The organism is Streptomyces mirabilis (assembly GCF_018310535.1).
GTDB lineage: Bacteria > Actinomycetota > Actinomycetes > Streptomycetales > Streptomycetaceae > Streptomyces.
Genome location: NZ_CP074102.1, coordinates 335,961 through 358,549 on the forward strand (window position 1 = coordinate 335,961; position 22,589 = coordinate 358,549).

General features: G+C 67.9%; 15 protein-coding genes and 4 pseudogenes. 8 read left to right on the forward strand and 11 right to left on the reverse strand.

Features of this window, described 5'->3' with window-relative positions; genetic code table 11:
- Window positions 1–499: 499 nt before the first annotated feature.
- Window positions 500–769 (forward strand): hypothetical protein, encoded by a 270-nt coding sequence (locus tag SMIR_RS01525; protein ID WP_168498030.1) that lies wholly within the window; start codon window positions 500–502, stop codon window positions 767–769.
- Window positions 766–1,272, forward strand: a complete 507-nt coding sequence (locus SMIR_RS01530) for a hypothetical protein (protein WP_248003273.1) — start codon at window positions 766–768, stop codon at window positions 1,270–1,272. Before SMIR_RS01525 ends, SMIR_RS01530 begins: the two co-directional genes overlap by 4 nt.
- 354 nt (window positions 1,273–1,626) lie before the next feature.
- Here SMIR_RS01530 and SMIR_RS44770 read toward each other — a convergent pair.
- The 3 genes and pseudogenes from SMIR_RS44770 to SMIR_RS01540 all read right to left on the reverse strand — a co-directional run.
- Window positions 1,627–1,986 (reverse strand): annotated as a pseudogene (locus tag SMIR_RS44770) (IS66 family transposase); the annotation flags it as partial.
- Window positions 1,987–2,167: 181 nt separating this feature from the next.
- Window positions 2,168–2,503 carry a zinc-binding dehydrogenase gene (locus SMIR_RS44775; protein WP_422664385.1) on the reverse strand — a complete coding sequence of 112 codons (336 nt, stop codon included), beginning with the start codon at window positions 2,501–2,503 and terminating at the stop codon, window positions 2,168–2,170.
- A gap of 40 nt (window positions 2,504–2,543) precedes the next feature.
- Entirely contained in the window at window positions 2,544–6,518 is a 3,975-nt protein-coding gene (locus SMIR_RS01540) for a S8 family serine peptidase (protein WP_168498028.1), read from the reverse strand.
- Window positions 6,519–7,772: 1,254 nt separating this feature from the next.
- On the opposite strand from SMIR_RS01540, the gene SMIR_RS01545 reads away from it, so the two are divergent.
- Complete coding sequence (locus SMIR_RS01545; protein WP_168498026.1) at window positions 7,773–8,357, forward strand: GNAT family N-acetyltransferase; 585 nt, start codon at window positions 7,773–7,775, stop codon at window positions 8,355–8,357.
- 202 nt (window positions 8,358–8,559) lie between these two features.
- On the opposite strand, the pseudogene SMIR_RS01550 reads toward SMIR_RS01545, so the two are convergent.
- A pseudogene (locus tag SMIR_RS01550) lies at window positions 8,560–8,841 on the reverse strand (transposase); the annotation flags it as partial.
- 611 nt (window positions 8,842–9,452) lie between these two features.
- Between SMIR_RS01550 and SMIR_RS01555 the strand changes: the two are divergent.
- Window positions 9,453–10,451 (forward strand): helix-turn-helix domain-containing protein, encoded by a 999-nt coding sequence (locus tag SMIR_RS01555; protein WP_168501455.1) that lies wholly within the window; start codon window positions 9,453–9,455, stop codon window positions 10,449–10,451.
- 80 nt (window positions 10,452–10,531) lie between these two features.
- Here SMIR_RS01555 and SMIR_RS01560 read toward each other — a convergent pair.
- The 7 genes and pseudogenes from SMIR_RS01560 to SMIR_RS01590 form a co-directional block, all read right to left on the reverse strand.
- Window positions 10,532–11,260, reverse strand: a pseudogene (locus SMIR_RS01560) (IS5 family transposase); the annotation flags it as partial.
- Window positions 11,261–11,268: 8 nt separating this feature from the next.
- On the reverse strand, window positions 11,269–12,714 hold the full coding sequence (locus tag SMIR_RS01565; protein ID WP_168498022.1) for an NF041680 family putative transposase: 1,446 nt from the start codon (window positions 12,712–12,714) through the stop codon (window positions 11,269–11,271).
- A gap of 153 nt (window positions 12,715–12,867) precedes the next feature.
- A pseudogene (locus tag SMIR_RS01570) lies at window positions 12,868–13,383 on the reverse strand (transposase); the annotation flags it as partial.
- Between the two features lie 42 nt (window positions 13,384–13,425).
- Window positions 13,426–14,025 (reverse strand): ATP-binding protein, encoded by a 600-nt coding sequence (locus tag SMIR_RS44780; RefSeq protein ID WP_212726341.1) that lies wholly within the window; start codon window positions 14,023–14,025, stop codon window positions 13,426–13,428.
- A gap of 549 nt (window positions 14,026–14,574) precedes the next feature.
- Window positions 14,575–15,009, reverse strand: coding sequence for a nuclear transport factor 2 family protein (locus SMIR_RS01580; protein ID WP_168498017.1), 435 nt, complete (start codon window positions 15,007–15,009; stop codon window positions 14,575–14,577).
- A 73-nt stretch (window positions 15,010–15,082) separates the two neighbouring features.
- Window positions 15,083–17,098: an acetoacetate--CoA ligase gene (locus SMIR_RS01585; RefSeq protein WP_212726342.1), complete on the reverse strand. Its 2,016-nt coding sequence runs from the start codon at window positions 17,096–17,098 to the stop codon at window positions 15,083–15,085.
- Window positions 17,095–17,802 carry a GntR family transcriptional regulator gene (locus SMIR_RS01590; RefSeq protein WP_168498015.1) on the reverse strand — a complete coding sequence of 236 codons (708 nt, stop codon included), beginning with the start codon at window positions 17,800–17,802 and terminating at the stop codon, window positions 17,095–17,097. Before SMIR_RS01590 ends, SMIR_RS01585 begins: the two co-directional genes overlap by 4 nt.
- Before the next feature lie 135 nt (window positions 17,803–17,937).
- Here SMIR_RS01590 and SMIR_RS01595 point away from each other — a divergent pair, with 135 nt between their 5' ends.
- The 4 genes from SMIR_RS01595 to SMIR_RS01610 are packed head-to-tail and all read left to right on the forward strand — an operon-like array spanning window position 17,938 to window position 22,542.
- Window positions 17,938–18,786, forward strand: a complete 849-nt coding sequence (locus SMIR_RS01595; protein WP_212726343.1) for a fumarylacetoacetate hydrolase family protein — start codon at window positions 17,938–17,940, stop codon at window positions 18,784–18,786.
- A 21-nt stretch (window positions 18,787–18,807) separates the two neighbouring features.
- A complete protein-coding gene (locus tag SMIR_RS01600) occupies window positions 18,808–19,731 on the forward strand; it encodes a VOC family protein (RefSeq protein ID WP_168498011.1) in 924 nt (307 codons plus the stop codon).
- A gap of 43 nt (window positions 19,732–19,774) precedes the next feature.
- On the forward strand, window positions 19,775–21,556 hold the full coding sequence (locus tag SMIR_RS01605) for an FAD-dependent monooxygenase (RefSeq protein ID WP_212726344.1): 1,782 nt from the start codon (window positions 19,775–19,777) through the stop codon (window positions 21,554–21,556).
- Entirely contained in the window at window positions 21,553–22,542 is a 990-nt protein-coding gene (locus SMIR_RS01610) for a quinone oxidoreductase family protein (protein ID WP_168498007.1), read from the forward strand. Before SMIR_RS01605 ends, SMIR_RS01610 begins: the two co-directional genes overlap by 4 nt.
- Window positions 22,543–22,589: the final 47 nt, after the last annotated feature.

The window sequence follows — 22,589 nt, forward strand, 5'->3', positions numbered from 1 at the left end:
GCATGCATTCCAAACAACATGACGGCGCATGCATTCCCGGCCTGTCCGAGCGGCGCTGTGATCCCGGTCATAGCCCGTACGGCAACTCGGCTTGTCGTCGGCGTGCGGGACAGCCCGGTTCTGGCGAGGCATCCGTCCATGTGACTGATCTGGAGGTCGGAACGGGGTGGGTATCCGGGCGCCTCGACCGTCGAAGAGCCGGGTGACCACCGCGTCGAGCAGGTTCTTCCCCTGCTTCGCGGCGGTGGACAGGTGGTCTGCGGGTATCGATACAGCAGGCTGCGTCGCCTGCTGCGTGTCGGCGCGTCGCCTGTGCGCCTCGTGCGCGCGACCCACGCCCGGACCTGCACCTTGTGTGCCTCACGTCACGCGGGATGTCGGCTCTTTGGTGGTCTCCCCGGAAATATCAGCAGACCTTTCTCCAGTTGTTGCTCACATCCGGGGGCGTTCTGGAGGTTGATATGGACAACCGTCATGGGGGTCAGGAGGGGGAACCGCGATGAGCCACCTCACTCCGGGAATCTTCCGCAGCTGGCCCGACCGTCCGATGGCGGCCACCGCGCCGCGCGAAGCATGGCAGCGCGCCGGGTTCGTCCTCCTTGCGGTGGGCCTGGACACGGCAGCCGCAGCGATGCTGCTGAGCCGACACCTTCCCAGCGCCCTGGCCGGTGTGCTCCTGGCCGGTCTCGGCTGGTTCGCCACCGGGCGCATCGCGAACCGGTACCCCGCGTCGTCACGCAGTGTTCTCGAGGAATCGAGACGCCGATGAGCCACGCGATCGAGTACTCAAGGGCAGCCACCTCCACGGATGCCCGGACACCGACACCCGCGGCCACCGTGGGCCGCGCCAGGCGCAACGACCCGCAAGAGCGCCGCCGACGGCACACACTCGAGTTGCTCGCGGTGTCCGCACTGAGCCTGGCCCCCTGGACGGTGATACTGGGACTGACCCTGCCATCCGACTACCGAGTCCACGCGTGGCGCACCACCTGGGTCGGCTTCGACATCCTGCTGCTCACCGCCCTGGGAATGACGACCGTCCTTGCGAAGCGCCGCCACCAGGCCGCGATGATTCCCGCAGTGGCGACCGCCGTCCTACTGGTGTGCGACGCATGGTTCGACGTCTCGCTCGATTTGGGCACATCGGCCGTCTGGGCGTCCGCCGCGCTGGCCGTCTTCGTCGAACTGCCCATGGCAGCCTTCCTCTTTTACCGCGTACACACGCTGCTGCGGTCGCCGTGCGACCCGCAACAGGCGACGGACACCGCGTAGCAGGACACACAAGAAATCACGCCGACCCCGGCGATACGGCGCAGCCACCAGCTGAGAGCGAGCCGTCACCGTGGTACGGCGTAAGTACCGTGAGTAGACCCGTGCGGCTGCGTCTGAGCTTCTGACGACCGAGCCAGAAGAACTGCGCACCTGCTTCATGGACTCGGCCACAGGCTGCGTCAAGCACGTGAAAGCTTCAAGCGCCACCGAAGTCGCAACGTAAACATTCGGCTCGTGTGCGCTGGGTGGTCGATTCGGGTGTGCTGTGACGGCCGATGACCGTGCGGGTCGTCGGCTGGCGGAGTGCCGTGCGGCGGCGCGCAGAGCACGGACTCCCAGGTCCTTGATCCGCTGGGGCAGCGAGGTCTCGCCTCGCATCCGGGCCTGGCTGGCGCGGTGGATCAGCTCGCGCAGTTCGTCGGCCAACTGGTTGGGCCAGGTCTGGTTGGGACAGAGCTCGGCGGCCGAGGCGAGATCGCGCAGCACGTGGGCCAAGCACAGCCGGTGATTCAGCTCGCCCAACTTGGCGCTGTCGTATGGCTGGTAGCGGTCATGGACGGCGACCGCGCCCGGTTCGAGGTCCTGCAGCACAGTCTGGCGGAAGGTGCGCATCAGCGGTCGCCGAGCAGGGAGTGTGAAAGCCTGGTTTCGGATCGCTGATCTGCGGCCTTTCGCTGCGCGTCGGGTGTGGACCGGGTCATGATCGAGGTCCATGCGGTGGTCCTGGATCCACCTGCTGACGCGCAGGTCGCCGGAGCCGGCGGGCCTGCGCCTGCTGGGCAATGCAACGAAGGACGTCGAACTCCTGGTGCTGCGGCACCAACTCGCAGTGCTGCAGCGTCAGGTCGGTCAACCGAAGCTGGAAACGGGCGACCGGGTCCTGCTGGCGGCCCTTTCACGGCTGCTGCCCAGGGAGCGATCGCCGTCTCTGCAGCCACAGTCCGGGCAATACTGCAGCAGGGCAACCTTCCACCCGCGCCCCAGCGGGCGCGCGACACCTGGGCCTCACGGAGGAGCGAGGGCCGGCGCCGCCGATACGGCCGGAGCCGGTAGCAGCTGGCAGAGCCGGCCCGGCGGATCTGGGCTTGAGGACGAGCTTGCCCGTGGTCTGGCCGGTCTCCAGAAGACGGTGGGCCTCGGCGGCCTCGGCGAGGGGCAGCGTCTGAGTGGCCGGCGTGCGCAGCTCGCCCGAGGCGACCCGTCCCACGAGCGGGGGCGAGGAACGGGCCACCGTTCCTCGCCCCCGTCGCCTGACGGTGGTCAGTTCATCCTCAGTAGGAGAACTGCTGGATCTCTTGGCGGTTCACGCCGATCGTGTATCCGGTGCGGGTGGCGGGGTCCAGCTGAATGGACTGTCCGTCCTGGAAGATAGGCGCGTTGAGCCCCGGGAAGGACATCAGCGGGCTGCCGTCGGAGTACGTGTAGGCGCCGTTGATCGTCTCCACACGCTTGCCGGTCGTGAGGTCCACGACGTCCGTCTGCCCCACCGCGTCGTTGTCGAAGACCAGCGTCGGATGCCCGTAGAGGTGAACGCCATCGGGCCCGACGAACTTCTCGAAGGCGAGGTCGCGCCCACCGTCAAGGGTGAATTCGAGACCCAGGTCCTGGCGGACCGTGACCGGATCGGACGAGTCCGTGGGGTCGATCTTGGTGATCACGCTGGGAGCGAACTGCTTTGTGCTCCATCCCGTGTTCGACGCGCTGTAGGCGTTGCCCGCATCATCGATCGCGACGCCCTTAGCGCACCGGGAGGTGTCCCCAGCCAGAGTGGCGGTGCCGGAATCGAGGTCGACGCGAGGTGCGGACACGCTGCCCGAACAGAGCCGGTCACTCCCGGGCAGCACGACGACCGTGCCGTCCTTGGGGTCGACGGCCATCTGCGAATAATGGATGCGGGCAGCGCCCGGATCGGTGACTCCCGCGCCGGAGACCGGGAGCGGAACCTCCGCGGAGGATGCGCCGGTCGTCAGACTGATCGGCAGCAGGACGTAGACATCGTCGGACGTCCGGTGGAGCAGAACGACGCCGCGGTTCCGGGCGGAATCGAGCCGGCCGTTCACGAAGGTGTAATCGGATGCGGACAGTGTCTGCTGGGTGACCATCGTCCGGCTCGCCGTGTCCCAGACCTGCAGGTCGACGTCGCCGTTCGGCTTGGCCTGGTGCGCCACGAGGGCCCGGTGGGTGGTGGCCGACGCCCCGATCACCGCGTAGGTCGCACCGTAGGTCGCACCGGAGGGGTTGGTGCGGTCCACGGTCAGGGCGGCCCCGTAGGTGCCGGTCGCCGGGTCGTACGGCTTCACCATGGCCACACCGTTCCGGTCTATCAGGGAGACCAGCGAGTCCTGGCCGGCGAAGGCGAAGTCGACCACCCGGGCGTCGTCCGGAACGAGCCCGTCATCGGCCTCCAACTCCGCGCTCGGCGATGCCTGCCCGATGACGTGGTGGTCGCTGTCCAGGGCGAGCACGCGTACGTTGTACAGCTCGGACAGCGGCAGCCCCAGCTTCAGGACGTCGAGACGGGCCGTGCCCGAGGTTCCGGGCAGCGTCTGGTGGAGGGTGGACGGCGTGTTGATGCCGTCATTGTCCACCTGGGACCCGTTGGGGTTGTCAAACGTGTTGTACCGGTTGTGGCCGGCTCTCGCCGGACCGGGCGCGGAGAACTCGACTTCGGCGGCGACCGCACCGTGGACGGCGCTGACGTCGTAACCGAGGTGGAGGACCGGGTTGGCACGGTTGACGGTGGCGCTGTGGCCGGCTGCACCGCTCGCGTCGGTGATCAGCGGCGCCGCCGGGCGGGCGGTGTCGGTGCCGATGCGGATAGGAGTGAACTCGGCGTAGACGTTGTCCGCAAGGTTGACGGATTTCTGGATGACGCCGATGCCGTAGAGTCCGGCCCCGCCGTGGAAGGCGCTCGCCGGAATGGTGACGCTGCCGGAGGTGGCTGTCAGCGGCTGCGTCCAGGCCGGGTAGAAGATCGGCCCGAGGTCCGGGTTCCAGTGGCCGACGCCGGACACGGCGATGGCGGGGTTGGACAGGCGGTTGACGCCGGTCAGGTCGTAGTGCACGGTGACCGGACTTCCGAGCGGGGCGACCGCGGGCGCCGTCGGTGCCTTGGCCTCCATGTAGGTGCCGTCGCTGGCTCCGATGGTGACGGTACGGTCGGCGCTCGCCACCACGTGCCCCTTGATCAGGACGTCGTAGCGGAGCTTGACGCTGCGGTCACTCGTGGACACGACCGGGAGACCGGCCGCGGCGAGCAGCTGACGCGGGGTCACACGGATGGCCGGGGTGTTGGACCGCCACACCGTGGAGCCTTCGGTGAGCCGGTACTGGGCGACCGCCCCGCTGGGCAGGCCCGTGACGTCGCCGGCGAAGGTGACCGGACCCACCAGGCCCTCGCCGTTGCCGCCGGAGGCGACGTCGCCGAGGTCGATGTGCTGTGGATCGGTCGTCTCCGTGAACATGCCGCCGAGGCTGCCACGGGTCACCCGGTGGGCGACCGACAGCCGCACCAGGGCGGGCTTGGCCTTGAGCTTGTCACCGAGGGCTGCCTGTGCGGCTGCGGAGACGTCGATCTGCGGTCCCACATGCACAGTCCGGTCGATCTGCCGCGGGCTGGAGACCGGTCGCCCGGTGCGCTCGAGCAGGTCGCGGACATCGGCGGGCGTCAGGTGGTGTCCGGCCAGGCGGGACGCCTGCAGCACCACGGCCGCGGCTGCGGCGATCTCCGGAGCGGACGCGGACGTGCCGCCGTTGAGGACCACCTGCACGTCCGAGGGGCCGCCGGCAGGAGCGAAACTCGTCTCGACGGGGTGGAGGAACGAGGGGATGTTGTCGCTGGGCGCGGAGAGGTTGACGCGGCTGCCGAAGCCGGACGAGAACGTGCCGAAGCCGCTGATGCGGGTCTCCGCCACGGTGGGGCTGCCCGCCGGGCCGGCGAGCGTGTCGTCCAGGGTGGTGCCGCCGGCCGCGATGGCGCCGGTGTCCGGGTCCCGTGAAGGCACCGACGACATCTGGACGTCGTCGAGGCTCGTCGCCGCCGCGTCGTCGGCAGCCAGGTCGGTGGGTGTGCTGCCACCGTCCGGGCCCACCGCCGCCGAGGTGAACAGGCGGGTGCCATCGTTGGAGGAGATGACCACCGTGATGCCGTCTTGCTTGACTATGTGCTCGACGACGGCGCGGACGACCGGGTCGTCCTCCAGGTAACGCCCCGCGAAGCCGAGGGCGTCAGTGCCGAAGCCGAGGCTGGCGGTGATCACATCGGGGCGGGGCGACTGGTTGGCCGCCGCCATGAGCGCGGACACTATCTGGTCGGTCGTCGGGGTCTGCGGGACCACGAGACGGTACTTGGCCCCGGGCGCGATGCCGAGCAGATCGGTGTAGCCGCTCCCTTCTCGGCCAGGCCGCTGCTGGTCGTGCGGCAGCGGGCTCATGACGCTGAAGTCCATCAAAGCCTCGCCCAGCCCGGGGTCCTCACCCTGAACCGCGGCGGAGCCGCTGAGGCCGCCCTGCCCATCGGACACATAGGTCGGGATGAGCGGCATCGACGGCAGGTCGAGATAGCGCTGGCCATCCTTCAGGATGGTGGTGGCCCCGCTTCTGACAGCGACGGCGTTGCTGCCGTCCAGCATCGACTGGTCCACCAGGTCTCCGATGGAGACGTTGGTGATGATCTCGCCGGCCCCCGGTTCCTGTCCGAACCTGCCCTTGAGCGTCGCGAAGGCGCCCGTCGCGTTGACCCCTCCGGCGTTGAGCAGCGCCTGAGCGGAATCGGCCAGTGCGTAGTTGGTCGGAATCCCGCTGGGGTCGGGGCTGGTCCTTGTCGCACCCGACGGCGTCGCGTGAGCCTGCGCTGCCCCCGCCCGTGCGGCGGCCTTGACCACGGACGCGGGTAGCGGCGGACTCGGGGTGTCGAGTGTATTGACATAGCGGTTCGGCTCCGCGTACGCGACGCCGCGCGTCGTGCGCAGCCTCTTCGCCACCGCCTCGGAGTCGCGGTCTGTCGTCTGGAGCACATAGGTGCGCGAGAGAGCGGAGCCTGCGGACGGTTGGGAGGCGGCGTTGTCGCGGGGCGCAGTCCCCGAAGTCTGGGACAGTGCCGGGACGACGGTGCGCATCGTCTTGGCGCCGACCGCACGAAGGGCGGAGTTCACCGTCGCGTTGTCCGTCTGCGGAGTCCATGTGGACAACCGATGGCCGGTCAGCGGCTTCCCGGTGACCGCGGTGCCCGCGGCCAGGGTCACCACGACCTGTCCGGGCACCTTCCCGTTGCGCTGTCGGGGCTGCTGAGCCGAAAGGCCTTTGCCAAGTGGCGTCTTGGCGGCGGGTGCTATGGAGGCGGAAGGCCCGGTCGAGACCGGAGCCGGAGAAGGGGCAGCAGAGGCGGAGGCGGCCGCCGCAGACGTCGAAGGGAGCATGGCGGCACTGGTGGCCATGACTGCGAGAAGGACGGTACTGAGCCGCCTCCCCGGTCTATGGACACGATTCATTGAGGAACCTCCTGCAGGTTGAGCCAACGCACCGCAGAGCAAGGCGCGGTCGCCCGAGAGATGTGGATTGCAAGGTTCCGGAGGAAGGGCTCGGACCACAAGATCTTCGGGATGGCGAGCTCGCGCCATGTGGCGGAGATCCGCCAGACGATCGGCTTCTGTGACCTGTTCGTCATCTCGCGCCGATTCGGGCCAGTTGGATACTGCTGCTTCCGGGCCACGGGGCACGGCCGCCTGTGACTCTCGGAGGGCCAAGGTCCACAACGGCCGCTGCGATGCGTCTTCCGGGTCGATGCCGCCGCCGTCGAGCCGTTGGGGGTGGTGCCCCGGTGTCGGACCGAGTGCTACGAATGCGGCCGACGGACCCGAACCGCCGTGGATCAGCGTGGCCCGGCCCCAAGGTCAACAGTTCGCGTACCGACGTCCGTCGGGGCAGTCGGCCCGGGCGAGCGCCGGACCAGCAGGGGATGCAGCCGGTCCCAGGCGGTGGCGACGACCTTCCCATAGTGGGTGGTATCGGTCACCGTGGTGATGGGCGGGGCAGGTTGGGTGGCAGGATCCTCGAACTTGAACTCCGTCCCGCGCTTGGGCTTGCGCCCGCGCTTTCCCGTCGGCTGCGACGGGGTCGGGAAGTACAGGACGGGGCGGCCGCGAAGGCCCCTTACTGGCTTTGCGGCCTTACGAAGTTCTTACGAAAGCGAGCGCCACATGAAGCACGAGGCGTGGTGAACGGCTACTGATCCACAGCTCTTGAGAATTGCTCGCCGCAGGGCGCTCCTCGGTTTCATAGGAAGCCAAGTCCGTTTCCGGTAGTGGCCTCGTCCGGGTGGGTGAGGAAGCCTTGGCGGGCGAGGCGGCCGTGGGTGACGTTCATGTCCGGGTCGTCGGTGGGCAGGCCGAGTAGCCGTGCCGTGCACGATCTGCTGGTAGGCGGCGCCTTGGGTGTGAGGACCGAACCGAGATCGGATATTCGGTGTTCTGCCCGCCCCATGAGGACACAAGATGGCGCGCATGACTTTGGCCACCCCCATACTGCACACCGCTCGCCTGCGGCTGCGCCCCTTCACCGACGCCGACGCGGACCGCCTCTTCGCGCTGCACAGCAGCACTTACGTGATGCGCTACTGGGACTCCCCGCCGTGGAACGAACGGGCCCGCGCCGAGCGCTTCATCGCGATGTGCCGGAAGATGGCGGACGAAGACACCGGGGCGCGGGTGGCCATCGACCGTGCTTCTGACGGGGCCTTCGTCGGCTGGTGCGGTCTGACCGGATGGAACCCGGACTACCGCAGCGCGTCGTTGGGTTATGTCCTCGACGAAGCGATGTGGGGCCACGGCTACGCGACGGAGGCCGCGCACGCCTTGCTGCAGTGGGCATTCGACACACTGGACCTGAATCGAGTTCAGGCCGAGACCGATACGCGCAACGTGGCATCTGCCCGGGTCCTGGAGAAGATCGGATTCGTGCGTGAAGGGACGTTGCGGGAAGACTGCGTCGTGAACGGCGAGGTATCCGACTCGTGGGTGTTCGGGTTGCTCAGGCGAGAGTGGCGACCGGTGGCCGTGCCGATACCAGCCCGCGAAGAGCGGCTGTAAGTCTGTTTCTGATAGCGGCCGCGTCCAGGTTGAGTGAGGAAGCCTTGACGGGTGAGGCTTCCAAGGCGGCTGCGGGTGACGTTCATGGCCGGGCCGTCGGTGGGCATGCCAAGGAGTTCGTGCAGTTCACGGACCCGGAACGCCTGATCGAGCTGGGTGTTGAAGGCAGTCAGGATGGCCCGGTAGGCGGTGGCCGACTCGGGCGCAGCAGTTCCTGGATCCGCTGGTCGAGCCCGTCCTGGCGCCATAGCGTGAAGTAGTAGAGCACCGCTGACCAGGCCGGGAGATCGTGGGGCAGGTAGCGCCACTGACAGCCCGTCCTGTTCTGGTAGAAGATCGCGTTCACGACCTCCCGAAGATCACAGTCTCCGGGGTCCCCGGTCGGAGACCGCTCCACCCGGCCCTGCTTCCAGGCCGTGATCATCGGCTCGATCAACGCCCACTGCTCATCCGCCAAGTCGCTCGGACACGATCTTCGCTCCATGCTTCGCATCTCGGCAAGCGCATGCCGACGCCTGGCCCGTACGGCGATCAGTACCACGAACGAGCGATCACAAACCGAGAGAGAAGGGACTTAACGCCCTCTAGGGACGACACTCTGCTTGACGCCGTCCGGGCGGCACGGACGTGGCGGACCGGGCCGCAGTCGCAGCCGACCATGGTGGATTTCCTGCTCAACGGCTTTGTTATCAGGCTGACCACCGGATATCCGGCTGGGTGCGTGCCACCGGTGTGCCCGCCGAGGTGTGAATGACAGGTGCGCCGCTCGCCACGGTCGAGGCGTCCGCCCCGAATCCAGTGGGCACGGGGGCTGGAGCCGGGAGAGCTTGAGGCGGCGGCGGTTATGGGCACGGTCGCGACACCGACGGCGCCAGGCCGTCTGCCGCGCATATGGGCATGCGTCATGGGACACCTTCCAGTGGAGCGAGTCCGCAAGTGCGGGCGCGCACCGGCAGGCGCCGTCCGTTCGAACGTCAGCAGGACAGTGCCAGGTTCAGCGTGAAAAATGTCACCGGCGACGAACAAAGTACAAGGTTAAACTTCTGGCGGCTCTCCGCCAGCTGGCGGGAGTCGCCACAGAATTGGCGGGACGGTATGGGATTCAGCGTGCTCGGGCTGGCCGAAGAGACTGAACGCGTTTACGTGGCACTGGTTCGGCAGCCGCGGTGCAGCTCTGCGGAGTTGGCCGAGGCCTGCGGCATGTCAGCGATCACTGTGGGAAGACAACTGTCCAATCTGCTCAAGGACGGGCTTGCCGTGCGGGACGCCGGACGCCCGCCACGCTTCACCGCCACGCCCCCGGACGTCGCCGTCACCGCGCTGATAGACCAACGGGAGGACCAGCTCAAGGAGGCACGATCCCTGGTACAGCAGTTGACCGAGACCCATCGGGAGGCAGCCCGGATCAGCCAGCCGGACATGGCCGTGGAACTGCTCACCAACCGCGAGCACATCAGTGACGCAGTCCGCCGTTTGACCACCTATGCCCGCCACGAGGTGCGTGCATTCGACTGCCCGCCCTATGTCGACCGGCCGGGCAGTAATCTCGGCCACCAACTCCAGCAGCAGCAGCGCGGAGTGATCCACCGGGTGATCTACGACCGGGAGGCGGTGGCCTGGCCCGGCAGGCTGCACAACGACATCGTGCCCAGTATCCGGGCAGGCGAGCAGGCACGGGTACACCCCGAGTTGCCCCTCAAACTCGTGATCAGCGACGGCCGGACGGCCATCCTCCCCTTCACCCTCGCGCCCGGTGGCCAGTCGGTCGCCTACTTGATTCACCAATCCCCCCTGCTCGTAGCCCTGGAATCGCTCTTCGAGGCTCAATGGGAGCGCGCTCTGCCGCTGTCGGACACCCGACTCCCACCCGGCGGTAGCGCCACCGCAGCGGAATCCGAGGACGCACAGCCTGACGAGGACACCCGAGCCCTGCTTGCCCTGCTCGCCTCCGGCCTCACCGACGCCGCCATCGCTCGGGCCCAGGGCTGGAGCGAGCGGACCACTCAACGGCGCATCCATCAGCTGATGCGCCGGCTCGGCGCCTCCACCCGCTTCCAGACCAGCCTCACCGCCGCCCGACGCGGCTGGCTGTGACGCCTCGTTCTACGTCACGAGGCGGCGGTGCCGGGACCGACATCGTCAGCCTGACTCAGAGGTCGTTTTCTCCCGTTGTTTCATCCCGGAATCTTCCGTTTGGTCTGCGGTGTCGGGTCGCGCCAGGAGATGGCGTTCTCGCTGGTGAGGCGGCGGGCCATGAGGTCGGTCATGGCGATGTGGATCATGGCTTCGGAGCGGACGGACAGGGTTTCGTAGTCGCGGGCCAGTCGTCGGTGGAGCATGAGCCAGCCGTAGGTCCGCTCGACTGCCCAGCGTTTCGGGATCGGGGTGAATCCCTTGGTCCCGGGCTTGCGTTGAGTGGTTTCCATGTCAATGCCGAGGGTGGCCGCGTGCTCGACGAGGTGCTGACGGTAGCCGCCGTCGACCCACACCTTGCGGATGCCGGGGTGTTCGGCCGCGACCTGGTCCAGGAGTCTGGTGCCGGCGACGGAGTCCTGCACACTCGCTGCGGTGACCAGCACGGCAAGCAGGAGCCCGATGGTGTCGGTGACGATGTTCCGCTTCCTGCCCACGATCTTCTTCCCGGCGTCGATGCCCTGGCCGGCGGCGGGGACGCTGGTGGAGGTCTTGACGCTCTGGGCGTCAATCACACAGGCCGACGGCTCGGCATCCCGCCCCTCCTTCTCCCGCAGGAGCTGCCGGAGCAAGCCGCCCAGCTGCGCGAACACGCCCTCGTCCGCCCACTTGGCGAAGTAGCCGTAGACCGTGTTCCAGTGTGGAAAATCGTGCGGCAGGTAGCGCCACTGAACGCCGGTCCGGTCCACGTACAAGATTGCGTCCATGATCTTGTTCTTTATGGTCTGACCTGGTCACGTTCGGCGATGGTCTCGGGTCGCCTGACTGTTTTGCCCACGTCGTAGCGGGTGGCGGGGTGCCGGTTCTTCGAGCCGGGCGGCCTGCCGGGGCCGGGTCGGTTGGGTTTGGGTGCACGTGCCGGACAGGGCAGGTTGGGGCGGAGGTTCCTGAACCCCCGGCGGACCCGGGCGGGGGTAAGCCGGCCGGGCTCTGCCGGTTTCTCCCCGGGGCGGCGTAGATCCGCAGCCAGCGGGCGGGCGAGGCGGAGTTGTGTGTGGGTGGTGACGATCAGCCAGGTCCACCGGTCTGCCGCCTCGGACGTGCGGAGTCTCGGGCGTGTCCAGCCCAGCGTCTGCTTGAGCATGCGAAAGGTGTGCTCGAGGTCGAATCTGCGCAAGAACGCCCGCCAGCGCAGGTCGACGTCCTCTTCCGGCAGGCCGGTGGCCGACGACCATAGCCAGACGGGGAGCGGATCGTGGCCGCCTGGCAGACGGTCAACTTCCAGGCGGATCAACGTGCCCTCGATGACGGGGAGTTCGCCGGTGTGATCGATCCACGCGGAGCGGGTGGTCAGCCTCGGGTGGATACGGTCCCAGGCCATCGCGCGAGCGGTGCCGTAGCGGTCGGTGACCTGAAGGGTCGCGGCATCCGGCTCACCCCAGGTCTCCGGCTTGGCGAAGCGGAACTCCTTGCCGTGCTTCGGCGGGCGCCCGCCCTGCGGCGGCGAGATCCACGGCACTGGCACCGGCTTGCGCATCACACGATCCGTGCGCATCCGCCCGAGGACTTCCACGGGCAGTCCTTCCAGGAGATAGGCCATGCGCGGGGCGTCGTAACCGGCGTCGAAGACGACCAGGATGTCGCGGTCACCCGCGTGCCAACGGCCCATCTCGATCAGGTCCTCGACCACCCGGCGGACCTGCGCGGCGGTGACCTCGGCGACATCGTCGGCCGGCCCCAGGCGCACGGCGTCCAGGAGCTGGCACCAGGAGGTACGGCCCGACTCCAGCGCGGCGACGAACGAGTAGAGCCAGCCGGGCACGAACTGATCCGAGGAGCGTCCGCTACAGCCGTAGACGTGGCAGAACGGGCGGTCCGCACTGCACGGAGCGTCCGGCCGGAGCCAGTGGGTGACGTCCACGGCCAGTACCAGACGACCGTCGGCGGCCTCGGGTTGCGGCAGCCCGGCCAGCACCTGCCGCAGCCGCGGCACATCAACACCTCCGCTGTTCAGCGCGTCGTACATCGCGCCGTGACCGCGCCGGTGCTCGGCCGTCAGCGTGAGGTCCACCGGCGTGGTCACCGGCCCATCCGCGCACAGCAACGCGTCGGTCAGCTCGAACAGCGTGTCCCCGCGCACGGGCAGGCACTCGAAGAAGTCGTCCCGGAAGTGTGACGCCACCGCGAACGCTTCTTGCCGGGCATCATGATGCAGCAGACTCATTCCCCCACGGCCTTCGTACTGGTCAAGTGCCTCTTTGGTCGGAGCACAGGATCAGACGGAGACCGTGTTCACGTCCCCGGAATCGCTCATACGAGCGATCACGTTCGGGGCATCGTTCGAGGTCAGACCATAAAGAACTTCCCAATGACGATGTCAAGCTGCTGTCGTGACGGTTGGTAGTACCTCGTAATACGCTCCGTCGCGGATCATGGCCCACAAGACGTTGGCTCGTCGACGGGCCAGAGCGAGCAAGGCCTGTTTGTGTCCCTTCCCCTTGTTCCGCTTACGTCCGTAGTAGGCCTGCGAGGCGGTGCAGGTTCTCAGGCTGGCCATGGCGGACAGGTAGAAGGCTCGGAGTAGGCCGCGGTGATAGCGGCGCGGACGGCGCATGTTCCCGCTGACGCGGCCGGAGTCCCGTGGGACGGGCGATAGGCCGGCGAAGGAAGCCAGGCGGTCAGCCGTGCCGAAAGCATCCATGTCTCCGCCGGTAGCGGCGATGAACTCGGCGCCGAGAAGGGCGCCCATGCCGGGCAGACTGCGGATCACGGCGGCGTGACGGTGCTCGTGGAAGCGGGCCTCGATGAGCGTGTCGAGTTCGGTGATCTCCTGGTCGATGGCCAGTACGCCTTTGCGGCTTCGGCGAGCAGCCGCCGCCGTACGCTCGGCGCCAGCCCCGGCCACCGGGTGTCCAGCACCGTGGCCGCCGACTGCTCAGACAGCGGCTCGATGATACGTTCGTATAGCCGGATGTGGTGGACAAAGCCGTCCACCCCGGTCCTGCTGGCGGCCAGGAAGACGATGGTGGTGCCGTCGATGCGGCGGACGGCGAACCCCAACGCGGTCGCGCTGACACGGTCGACCCACTGCACGTTGTCGACGATCAAGAGCAGCGGACCATCGGCCGCGAGGTCGTCGAGCAGGGCGAGCAGGGCCGTCGAGCAGGGCGAGCAGGGCCGTCGAGGCGACCAGCGGGTCCGGCGAGGGTCCCGGCGCGAGGCCGAGGATGTGGTGGAGGGCGTAGCGCTGGCGGTCGGCGAGCCGGCCGGCCCGCTCACGCAGCGGGTAGAGCAACCGATGCAGCGCCGAGAAGTTCATCCCGGCCTCGAACTCCACACCGGAGGCGCGCAGTACACGCCTGCCGACTGCTGTGGCCCGCTCCTCTGCGGCATTCAGCAGCGCGCTCTTCCCCACCCCCGGGTCGCCACGCAGCAGCACGCCGGGGCCGGCCCGGTACTCCCCTGCGAGTAGCGAGTCGATCAGTTCCAGCTCGGCCGTGCGCCCCGCCAGGTCCGCTCCAGGCCTTACAGTCACCCACTGTCAGTCTCGATGCTCTTTGCCAGAAAAAGACTGATGGATCGGCAAGGAGGAGTTCCCTTTACTGTTCATTCGATCTGAGATGATCAACCGGCCGACAGGCGGCGCATCGTCGAGTCCGAGTCCGCAGCCCCGAACAGGCCCTGATGACGCAGCTGGAGCTGCTCGGCCTCCACCAGGCCCTAGTAGAGGCCTAGTAGGGCCTGGTTACCCTGGGTGAGTAGCGGTGTGTCGTCTCTCGGAGTGAGGGGAATGACATGCCGTCCGTGCCCTGCTCAGGTGAAGATGGCGGGCCGGACAGCGGGCACGGCCGGAGATCAATGATCAAGGGCGTGACCTGGTCGGATGATGTATCGGCACCCGCAGTCCTGCGTCCAGGGGCCAGTCCCGCCCTGCACATCACACACCGTGACGAACAGTCAGCGCGCCGGACGAGACGCATCGCTCAAGTTCGAAGACCCCGATATCTGGGAACACCGTGCCGTCCGTGCCGCTGCGGCAGGCCCGCCGGGGACGTGCCCATCGGTCGAGCTGCGGGCCTGTGGGTTACCAGCTGACCTCACGGTCAGCCGGCCAGGGGAACCCGAGGTCGTTGTCGGAGGTGTAGTCCGGGTCGAGGTAGACGTACATCCGGACGATGCGGCCACCGTCGACATCGAACACGCTGCAGAATCGCCCGCCTGGTGTCGTTCCTCCGTTCCAGGTCTTGGTGTCGATGCGGCCTTCGGTGGTGCCCTCCACGACGACCCGGTTTCCGGCCATGGTGAACTCGAGGTCATCCATGTGGTGCCTCAGCTCGTCGATCTTTCCCTGGAATCCAGTCATGCACGCGGCGAACGCATCCCGCCCCCGGCCGACTCCGAAGCCTGGGAAGTAGAACTCGAAATCGTCGCTGAAAAGCTCGAGTATTTTCGGGTCGCCAACATCGACGAGGCCGAAGTACGACCTGATGACAGCTTCCGGGCTGAGCTGGGCGGTCATGATTGACGCAGTCCTTTCCTTCACAGTGCTTTTCCTTCACAGTGCTTTTGACGGCGGGCGGTCCGAGGTCCTGTTATTCGGCGTTGGCCGGTGGCCTGGTCGCCGTGCCGAGGCTGGTTTCGGCGATGCGCGCATAGGCGTCGAGGAATTGGGGCATGTCGACCGACTCGGGGTCCAGGGCGTCGCGTGGGGCGGTTCCCTGAAGAATGCGTTTGATCGGTACCTCGAGCTTTTTTCCGGTGAGTGTGTGCGGTATGCCCGGGACGGCGATGATCTCATCGGGGACGTGCCGTGGTGACGCGTTTTCCCTGATCGCGGTGGTGACGGTGTGTTTCAACTCGGGCGTCAGCTCGGCCGCGCCGGCGAGCGAGACGAACAGTGGCATCCAGTAGCCGCCGTCCGGCAGCTCCACGCCGATCACGAGGGATTCGGCGATCTCAGGGAGCTGCTCGACCACCTGGTAGATGTCTGCGCTGCCGAACCGGACACCGTTGCGGTTCAGGGTGGCGTCCGAGCGGCCGTGGATGATGACGGAGCCGCGGTGGGTCACGGTGATCGAGTCACCGTGCCACCACACGCCGGGGAAGGTCTCGAAATAGGCGCTGCGGTACCGCTGGCCGTCCGGGTCGTTCCAGAAGCCGAGTGGCATGGACGGCATCGGCTCGGTGACGACGAGTTCGCCGACGCGGTCACGGACGCTGTTGCCGTCGTTGTCCCATGCCTCCAACGCGACGCCCAGGCACGGCGCGGTCAGTTCCCCGGCGTAGATGGGCAGCGTAGGCACTGCGCCGGCCAGCCCACTGGCCACGTCGGTGCCCCCGGCAGACGATGTCACGGCGACCTGCGGGCCCAGTTCGCGTGCTGCCCAGAGGGAGGTTTCGGGGGGCAGGACAGACCCCGTTGCGCGGAGGTTCCGCAGCCGGGACAGATCGTGGTCGACGGCCGGGTGCAGGCCGAGCCGGTGGCAGCTGTCCAGGTACGGGGGACTCGTCTGGAGAACTGTGGCGCCGTGCCCGGCGGCCAGCGTCCACAGGGTGTCGGGGGCCGGATATGCCGGGTTGCCGTCGTAGCACACGATCGTGGCCCCGGTCAGTAGCACCGACACCTTGACGTTCCACATCATCCAGCTGGGTGAGGTGTAGCCGAAGTAGGTGTCCTCGGGCTTGAGGTCGTACTGCAGGGTGACCATCTTGAGGTGCTCGAGCAGGATCCCGCCGTGACCGTGCACGATGCCTTTGGGCTTGCCGGTGGTACCGGAGGTGAACAGCACCCACAGCGGGTGGTCGAACGCGACGGGCGCGGGAACGGGTGGGTGGTCGCCGGAACTCGCCTGTTCCCACGGGACGGTTCCCTCCGGGACATCAGGCTCTGATCCCAGCCGGGGGATCAGGATGGTCCCCCGGAGGCTGGGCAGTTCGGTGCGCAGGCGCGCGACGGCCTCGCGCCGGTCGTGGAGCCTTCCGGCATAGCCATAGCCATCGGCCGTGATCAGCACGACCGGGTCGAGTTGCGCCAGTCGCGCCGCGGCGGCCGGCGCCGCATAATCCTGCCCGCAGACCGCCCAGACCGCGCCGATGCTCGCCGTGGCGAGAAACGCCACAACGGCCTCCGGTATGTCGGGCAAGTACCCCACGACCCGGTCACCTTCCTGGACACCGAGTTCGCGCAGGGTGTGGGCCACGGCGCCGACCTGGCGCCGAAGCTCGGCCCAGGACAGGGTGCGCCCGGCCGGGCCGCCGGGTTCGGTCAGCCCGATCACGGCCGCACCGGAGCGCTCGGCATGGCGCAGGACGTGATCGACGTAGTTGAGACGGGCACCGGGGAACCAGCGGGTGTTGGGCATGACGCGCTCGGCGAGGACACGCTCGGCGGCTGTAGCAGCCCACACATCGAAGTAGTCCCACAGGCTGCCCCAGAACCGCTCCAGTTCGGTCACTGACCAGGCGTGCAGGGCGTGGTAGTCCGCAAGCGCCAACCCGTTCCGGTCGTTCACCCAGTGGCGGAAGTGCTCGAGGTTGGCGGCGTCGCGCACGTCCGGGGAGGGAGTCCAGATCGGGGCCAGGTCGGCACCGGGGTAGACGGTGGTCACGAGCCGTCCCCTCCCGCCCGACCGTCAAGACCCGTCCCGGCGGGCTGTCGTTGCGAATGCAGCAGCAAGTCGGTCGACCGCTGGATGTGGTCGGTGAGCGCCGCGACAGCGGCGTCCGCATCTCGCCTGAGAGCGGCTTCCAGAATCGTCCGGTGTTCGGCTTCCACGTCCCGGGTCAGCGCACGGTCGTCCTTGGCCGTCCAGCACCGGTATATCTCGGCCGAGTCCCGCAGCGAGTTGACGATCGTCTTCATCCGCCCATTGCCGCAACCCCCACCCAACGCCGCGTGGAACGCCGAGTGGGCGGAGAGCCACTCCAGCGACGGCGAGCCGTCCGCAGTTCGTCTGGGCAGATTCGCCAGCAGGTGATGGGCCGCGACGAGGCGGGTTTCCCAGGCGAGGTCTCCCTGCTCGATGGAGCTCCGCAAGACCATCGTTTCCAGCAGGATCCGCGCCTCGGTCAAGTCGCGCAGGTCCTCCGGGCTGACCGTCACGACCCGGAATCCGAGCTGTGGTTCCGCGGTGACCAGGCCCTCGCCGACCAGACGCGGCAGCGCCTCGCGGACCACCCCCGTGCTGCACCGGTAGCGCTCCCGAAGCTCCGTGAAACGCAGCTTCGTCCCGGGCGCCCACACCCCGTTGAGGATGTCGGCGCGCAGCAGGCGCTGCACGTCGTCGGTCTTGGACCTGCCTCCTGGTTCCATGGTCGTAGCAAACCATGAATTTCGCAGACTGGCAATAATTACGATGTTCTTGTAGCTTGTCGTCATTCACCGGTGACCTCTGGGCGGTGGCCAGGCGCAGGGCTTCCGGAATCGCCCCACCTGCTGGAGGAATGCATGCGGATCACGAACGTGGAGGGTCGGCTGGCCCTGCTGACCAAAAACGGACTGGCGGACGTCGCCACCCTGAGCGGGGGGCGCTTCGGCCCCGACGTTCAGGCCGTGTACGAGTCGTGGGACGACTTTCGGGACTGGGCGGAGTCGCACGCCGGCGGCGATCCTGACGCGCACATGCCGTCTCCCGCCACGATCGGGTCTCCGACGCCGCAACCACGCCAGGTGTTCGCGATCGGGCTGAACTACCGCGACCACGCACGCGAGGCCAACCTGGCGATACCCGAGGAACCGCCGGTGTTCACCAAGTTCCTCTCATCACTGACCGGACCGTTCGAAGACCTGGTTCTCCCCACCGAGAACGTCGACTGGGAAATCGAACTCGTCGCGGTCATCGGCCGCCGGGCCGAGCAGGTGCGGGTCGAAGACGGCTGGTCGTACATCGCGGGGCTGTCCATCGGACAGGACTACTCCGAGCGGGTGGTCCAGCGCGTCGGCCCGGTACCGCAGTTCTCGCTCGGCAAGTCCTTCCCCGGCTTCGGGCCCATCGGCCCCTGGCTGGTCACCCCTGACGAGTTCGCCGATCCCGATGATCTCGGGCTCGAGTGCACGATCGACGGTGACAGCGTCCAGCAAGGCCGCACCTCGTCGATGATCTTCAGCGTGCCCGAACTGGTCGCCCGGCTCTCCGCCGTCACACCGCTGCTTCCCGGCGACGTCCTGTTCACCGGCACTCCCGCCGGCGTCGGCGCGGCGCGGAGACCCCGTCGTTTCCTCAAGCCGGGAGAGACCGTGCGCAGCGCCATCGACGGGCTCGGCTTCATGAGCCAGACCTGCGTCGCCAGCCGGTAACCTGGAGAAAGAGGCGTCACCATGGCACTGCACCGCTTGACATCCATCACCATCGGCGTTCCCGACGTCGCTGACGTCGCCCGGTTCTACTCCGAGTTCGGCCTGCGCGAGATCGCGCCCCACCGGTTCGCCACGGTAGACGGCGGCGAGCAGCTCACGATCGAGCCTGCCCCCACCCGTCGACTCACCACGCTGGGCGTCGGCGTGGACGATCCGGACGACATCGCCCGGATCGAGGCCTCGCTGCGCGCCATCGACGCGCCGGTGCGCTCGACGGGCGATTCGCTTCACACCGTGGAATCGGTCACCGGGGTCAAGGTGGACGTCACCGTCGCGCCGCGTATCGCCCCGGCCAGGACACCGGACCCGCTGTACAACGGTCCGGGCCGTACCGTGCGAGAGAACCTCCGCGCCCCCGTCGTACTGCGTGCCGAGCCCGTACGTCCCCACAAGCTCGGTCATGTCGTCATCGGATCGGTCGACAAGGAGGCCAGCCAGCGATTCTTCACCGCCGGGCTCGGCTTCAAGATAAGCGACAATCTGGGCGACCGGGCGGCGTTCATGCGCTGCTCCAGCGACCACCACAACGTGCTCGTGCAGAAGGCGCCGGTGAACTTCCTGCACCACACCGCCTGGGAGGTCGCCGACGTCGACGAGATCGGGCGCGGTGCCACGGCGATGCTCGAAGGTCACCCGGATCGCCACGCCTGGGGCCTGGGCCGCCACCACGTCGGTTCCAACTTCTTCTGGTACCTCAAAGACCCGGCGGGGAACTTCTCCGAGTACTACTCCGACTTGGACTGCGTGGTCGACGACGCGCTGTGGACCCCCGAGGACTTCCAGGGCGCCCGCAGCCTCTACAGCTGGGGACCACGCCCGCCGAAGTCCTTCGTGACGCCGGAGGACATCGCGGCGGCGATGACCGGCGCCCATCGGCCGGCCTGACCAGGCCCGGGCCATCTCGCATCCCTACGACAACGGAGTCGTCATGCCCGAAATATCTGTGCCGGTGCTGATCGTTGGCGCTGGTCCGTCCGGTCTGACCAGCGCACTGGCCCTGGCCCGCTACGGAATCGACGTACTGCTGGTCGAAAAGCACGCCGGGACCGCGCACACGCCTCGGGCGCACATCGTCAACCAGCGAACCGTCGAGATCATGCGGCACCTCGGCATCGAGGACCGCCTGCTCGCGGCGGCCACACCCCAGGACATGATGCGCAACTCGCTCTGGGTGACCAGCCTGGCCGGACAGGAGGTCGCACGCCTTGAATCGTGGGGCGCCGGTCCGGACCGTGCCACGGAATACCGTGCGGCCAGCCCGTCACCGATGGTCAACTGCCCGCAGACCGTCTTCGAGCCCATGCTGCTTGACGCCGTCACGGAAGCCGGTTGCGATGTCCGTTTCGAGCACGTCTTCGAGAGCTTCAGCGAGGACGAGCTCGGCGTCGTGAGCACGGTCCGTGACCGCCGCACGGGCGAGACTTTGACGGTCCGCTCCCAGTACCTGATCGGCGCGGATGGCGCCCGCAGCCAAATACTGGGCCAGGCCGGGCTGACGGTGACGGGTCCGTCCGGGCTCGCAGACGCCTACAACGTCTGGTTCCGGGCCGACCTGTCCCGCTACCTGGCCCACCGGCCGGGCATCCTGACCTGGAACGTGGCCCCTGGGCCCCAGTCGAACGGCAGACTGGGCACGCTCATCTGCCACCAGCCGTTCACCGAGTTCGTGATGGTCCTGTTCAACGAGCCCGGAGCGGACGGCCCTGCCTCGGCCGGCGAGGACGAGCTGGTGCACCGGGTGCACGAGTTCATCGGAGACGACACGGTCGAGGTCGAGATCCTCGGTCGCGCCGCCTGGTCGGTCAACGCGCAGGTCGCCGACGCCTATTCGGCCGGCCGGGTCTTCTGCATGGGCGACGCGGTGCACCGCCACCCGCCTACCAACGGCCTCGGCCTGAACATGTCGGTCGCCGACGCCTACAACCTGGCGTGGAAACTCGCCCTCGTCCTGAACGGGCAGGCACCGCCGACGCTGCTCGACAGCTACTCGACGGAACGGCAGCCGGTGGGCGCGGTCGGTGTGCGGCGGGCAATCACCAGCCGCCACGAACTCGCCGACGTGCGCGCGGCGCTCGGACTGACGCCTGGCCAGTCCAGGCAGGACGGGCAAGAGGCTCTGGACCTGCTGTACGCGGCAGGGCCGGAAGGCGAGCAGCGGCGCGCGGCGGTGCGCCGCGCGATCGACCGCACCAACCACCAGCTCAACGCGCACGGAACCGAGCTGGGATACCTCTACGAACACGGCGCCGTCGCCTCGGACACCGCAACCGACGCCGGTGCACCGGACCGCGATGATGACGACCGCGAGCTGTACTACCGGCCTACCACCCGTCCCGGTGCCCGGCTGCCGCACGCCCGGCTCGGGCAAGGCACCTCTGAGATCTCCACGTTGGACCTCGTGGACGGACCCCGGTTCCTCCTCATCACCGGTATCGGCGGCGAGCAGTGGCTGGCGGCGGCCAAGGCTGCCGCCGAAGCGACAGGGGTGGAAATCGACACCCACGTCATCGGAACCCCTGGCGGAACGGCCGACCTGTACGGCGAATGGGCCGCACGGCGCGAGGTCGCCGAGGACGGCTGCGTACTCGTGCGACCCGACCGTCACATCGCCTGGCGCGCCCACCGGTTCGGCCCGACCGCTGCCGATGACCTGACCGACGCCCTGCGTCAGGTCATCGGCGGACCCACTGCACAAGGAGTGAACTCGTGAAGGCAGCACAAATCGATCGTTTCGGTGGACCGGAGGTCTTCTCGATCGTCGAAATTCCCCGGCCGGAACCAGCGCCAGGGCAGGTTCTGGTCAAGACGGCGGCATGCGGAGTCAATTTCGCGGAAACCAGTCTCCGGCAGAACAACTTCCTCGTCACCCCGTCGCTGCCGACGATTCTCGGCTCCGAAGTCGTCGGAACGGTCGAGAAGCTCGGGGAGGGCGTTGACGGCATCCGCGTCGGCGACCGCGTCGTGGCGGCGTTGTTCGTCGACGGGACCCGAAACGGGGGCTACGCGGAATACACCGTGGCCAAGCAGGATTTCGTTCTCCCGATACCAGACGACATCTCCTTCGAGGACGCGTGCGCTGTGACCGTCCAGGGGCTGACGGGGCACTACATCACCACGGTGCACCCTCCCCGGGATCGTCGTGTCCTGGTCACGGCGGCGGCGGGCGGTGTCGGCGGGATGCTGGTCCAGTTCGCTCGGTTGCACGGCGCGCACACGATCATCGGGGCCGTCGGAAGCGAGGCCAGGTTCGGCGCTGTCAAGGAACTGGGCGCCAGCGATGTCGTGAACTACAACGAGCCGGGATGGGAGGACGCCCTTCGGGCCGCCACCGGCGGGCTGGGCCCCGACCTGGTCTACGACTCGGTCGGTGGCGAGGTCTTCGACACGAATCTCGCGATGCTCTCCGAGCACGGCAAGCTCGTCTTCTACGGATCGAACAACCTCAAGGGCGACTCGATCAGCAGCGACCAGATGAGGATGATGAACCTGCGCAACCTCACGGTGGCCAGTTTCGGGATCCAGGGTCAATTGTCACGTGAACGCCTCCGGTCCGGGTTGACGGAAATCTTTTCGCTGCTGCGCGAGGGGAGCATCCGTCCCCGGATCGCCGGCCGCTACCCCCTCGAAGAGGTCGGCGAGGCCCACCGCGCGCTGGAAGCACGCGGCACACTCGGCAAAGTGCTGCTGATTCCGTAAGGGCGCCCGCGGGTGCGAGAACAGAATCCGCTACCGATCACCCACGA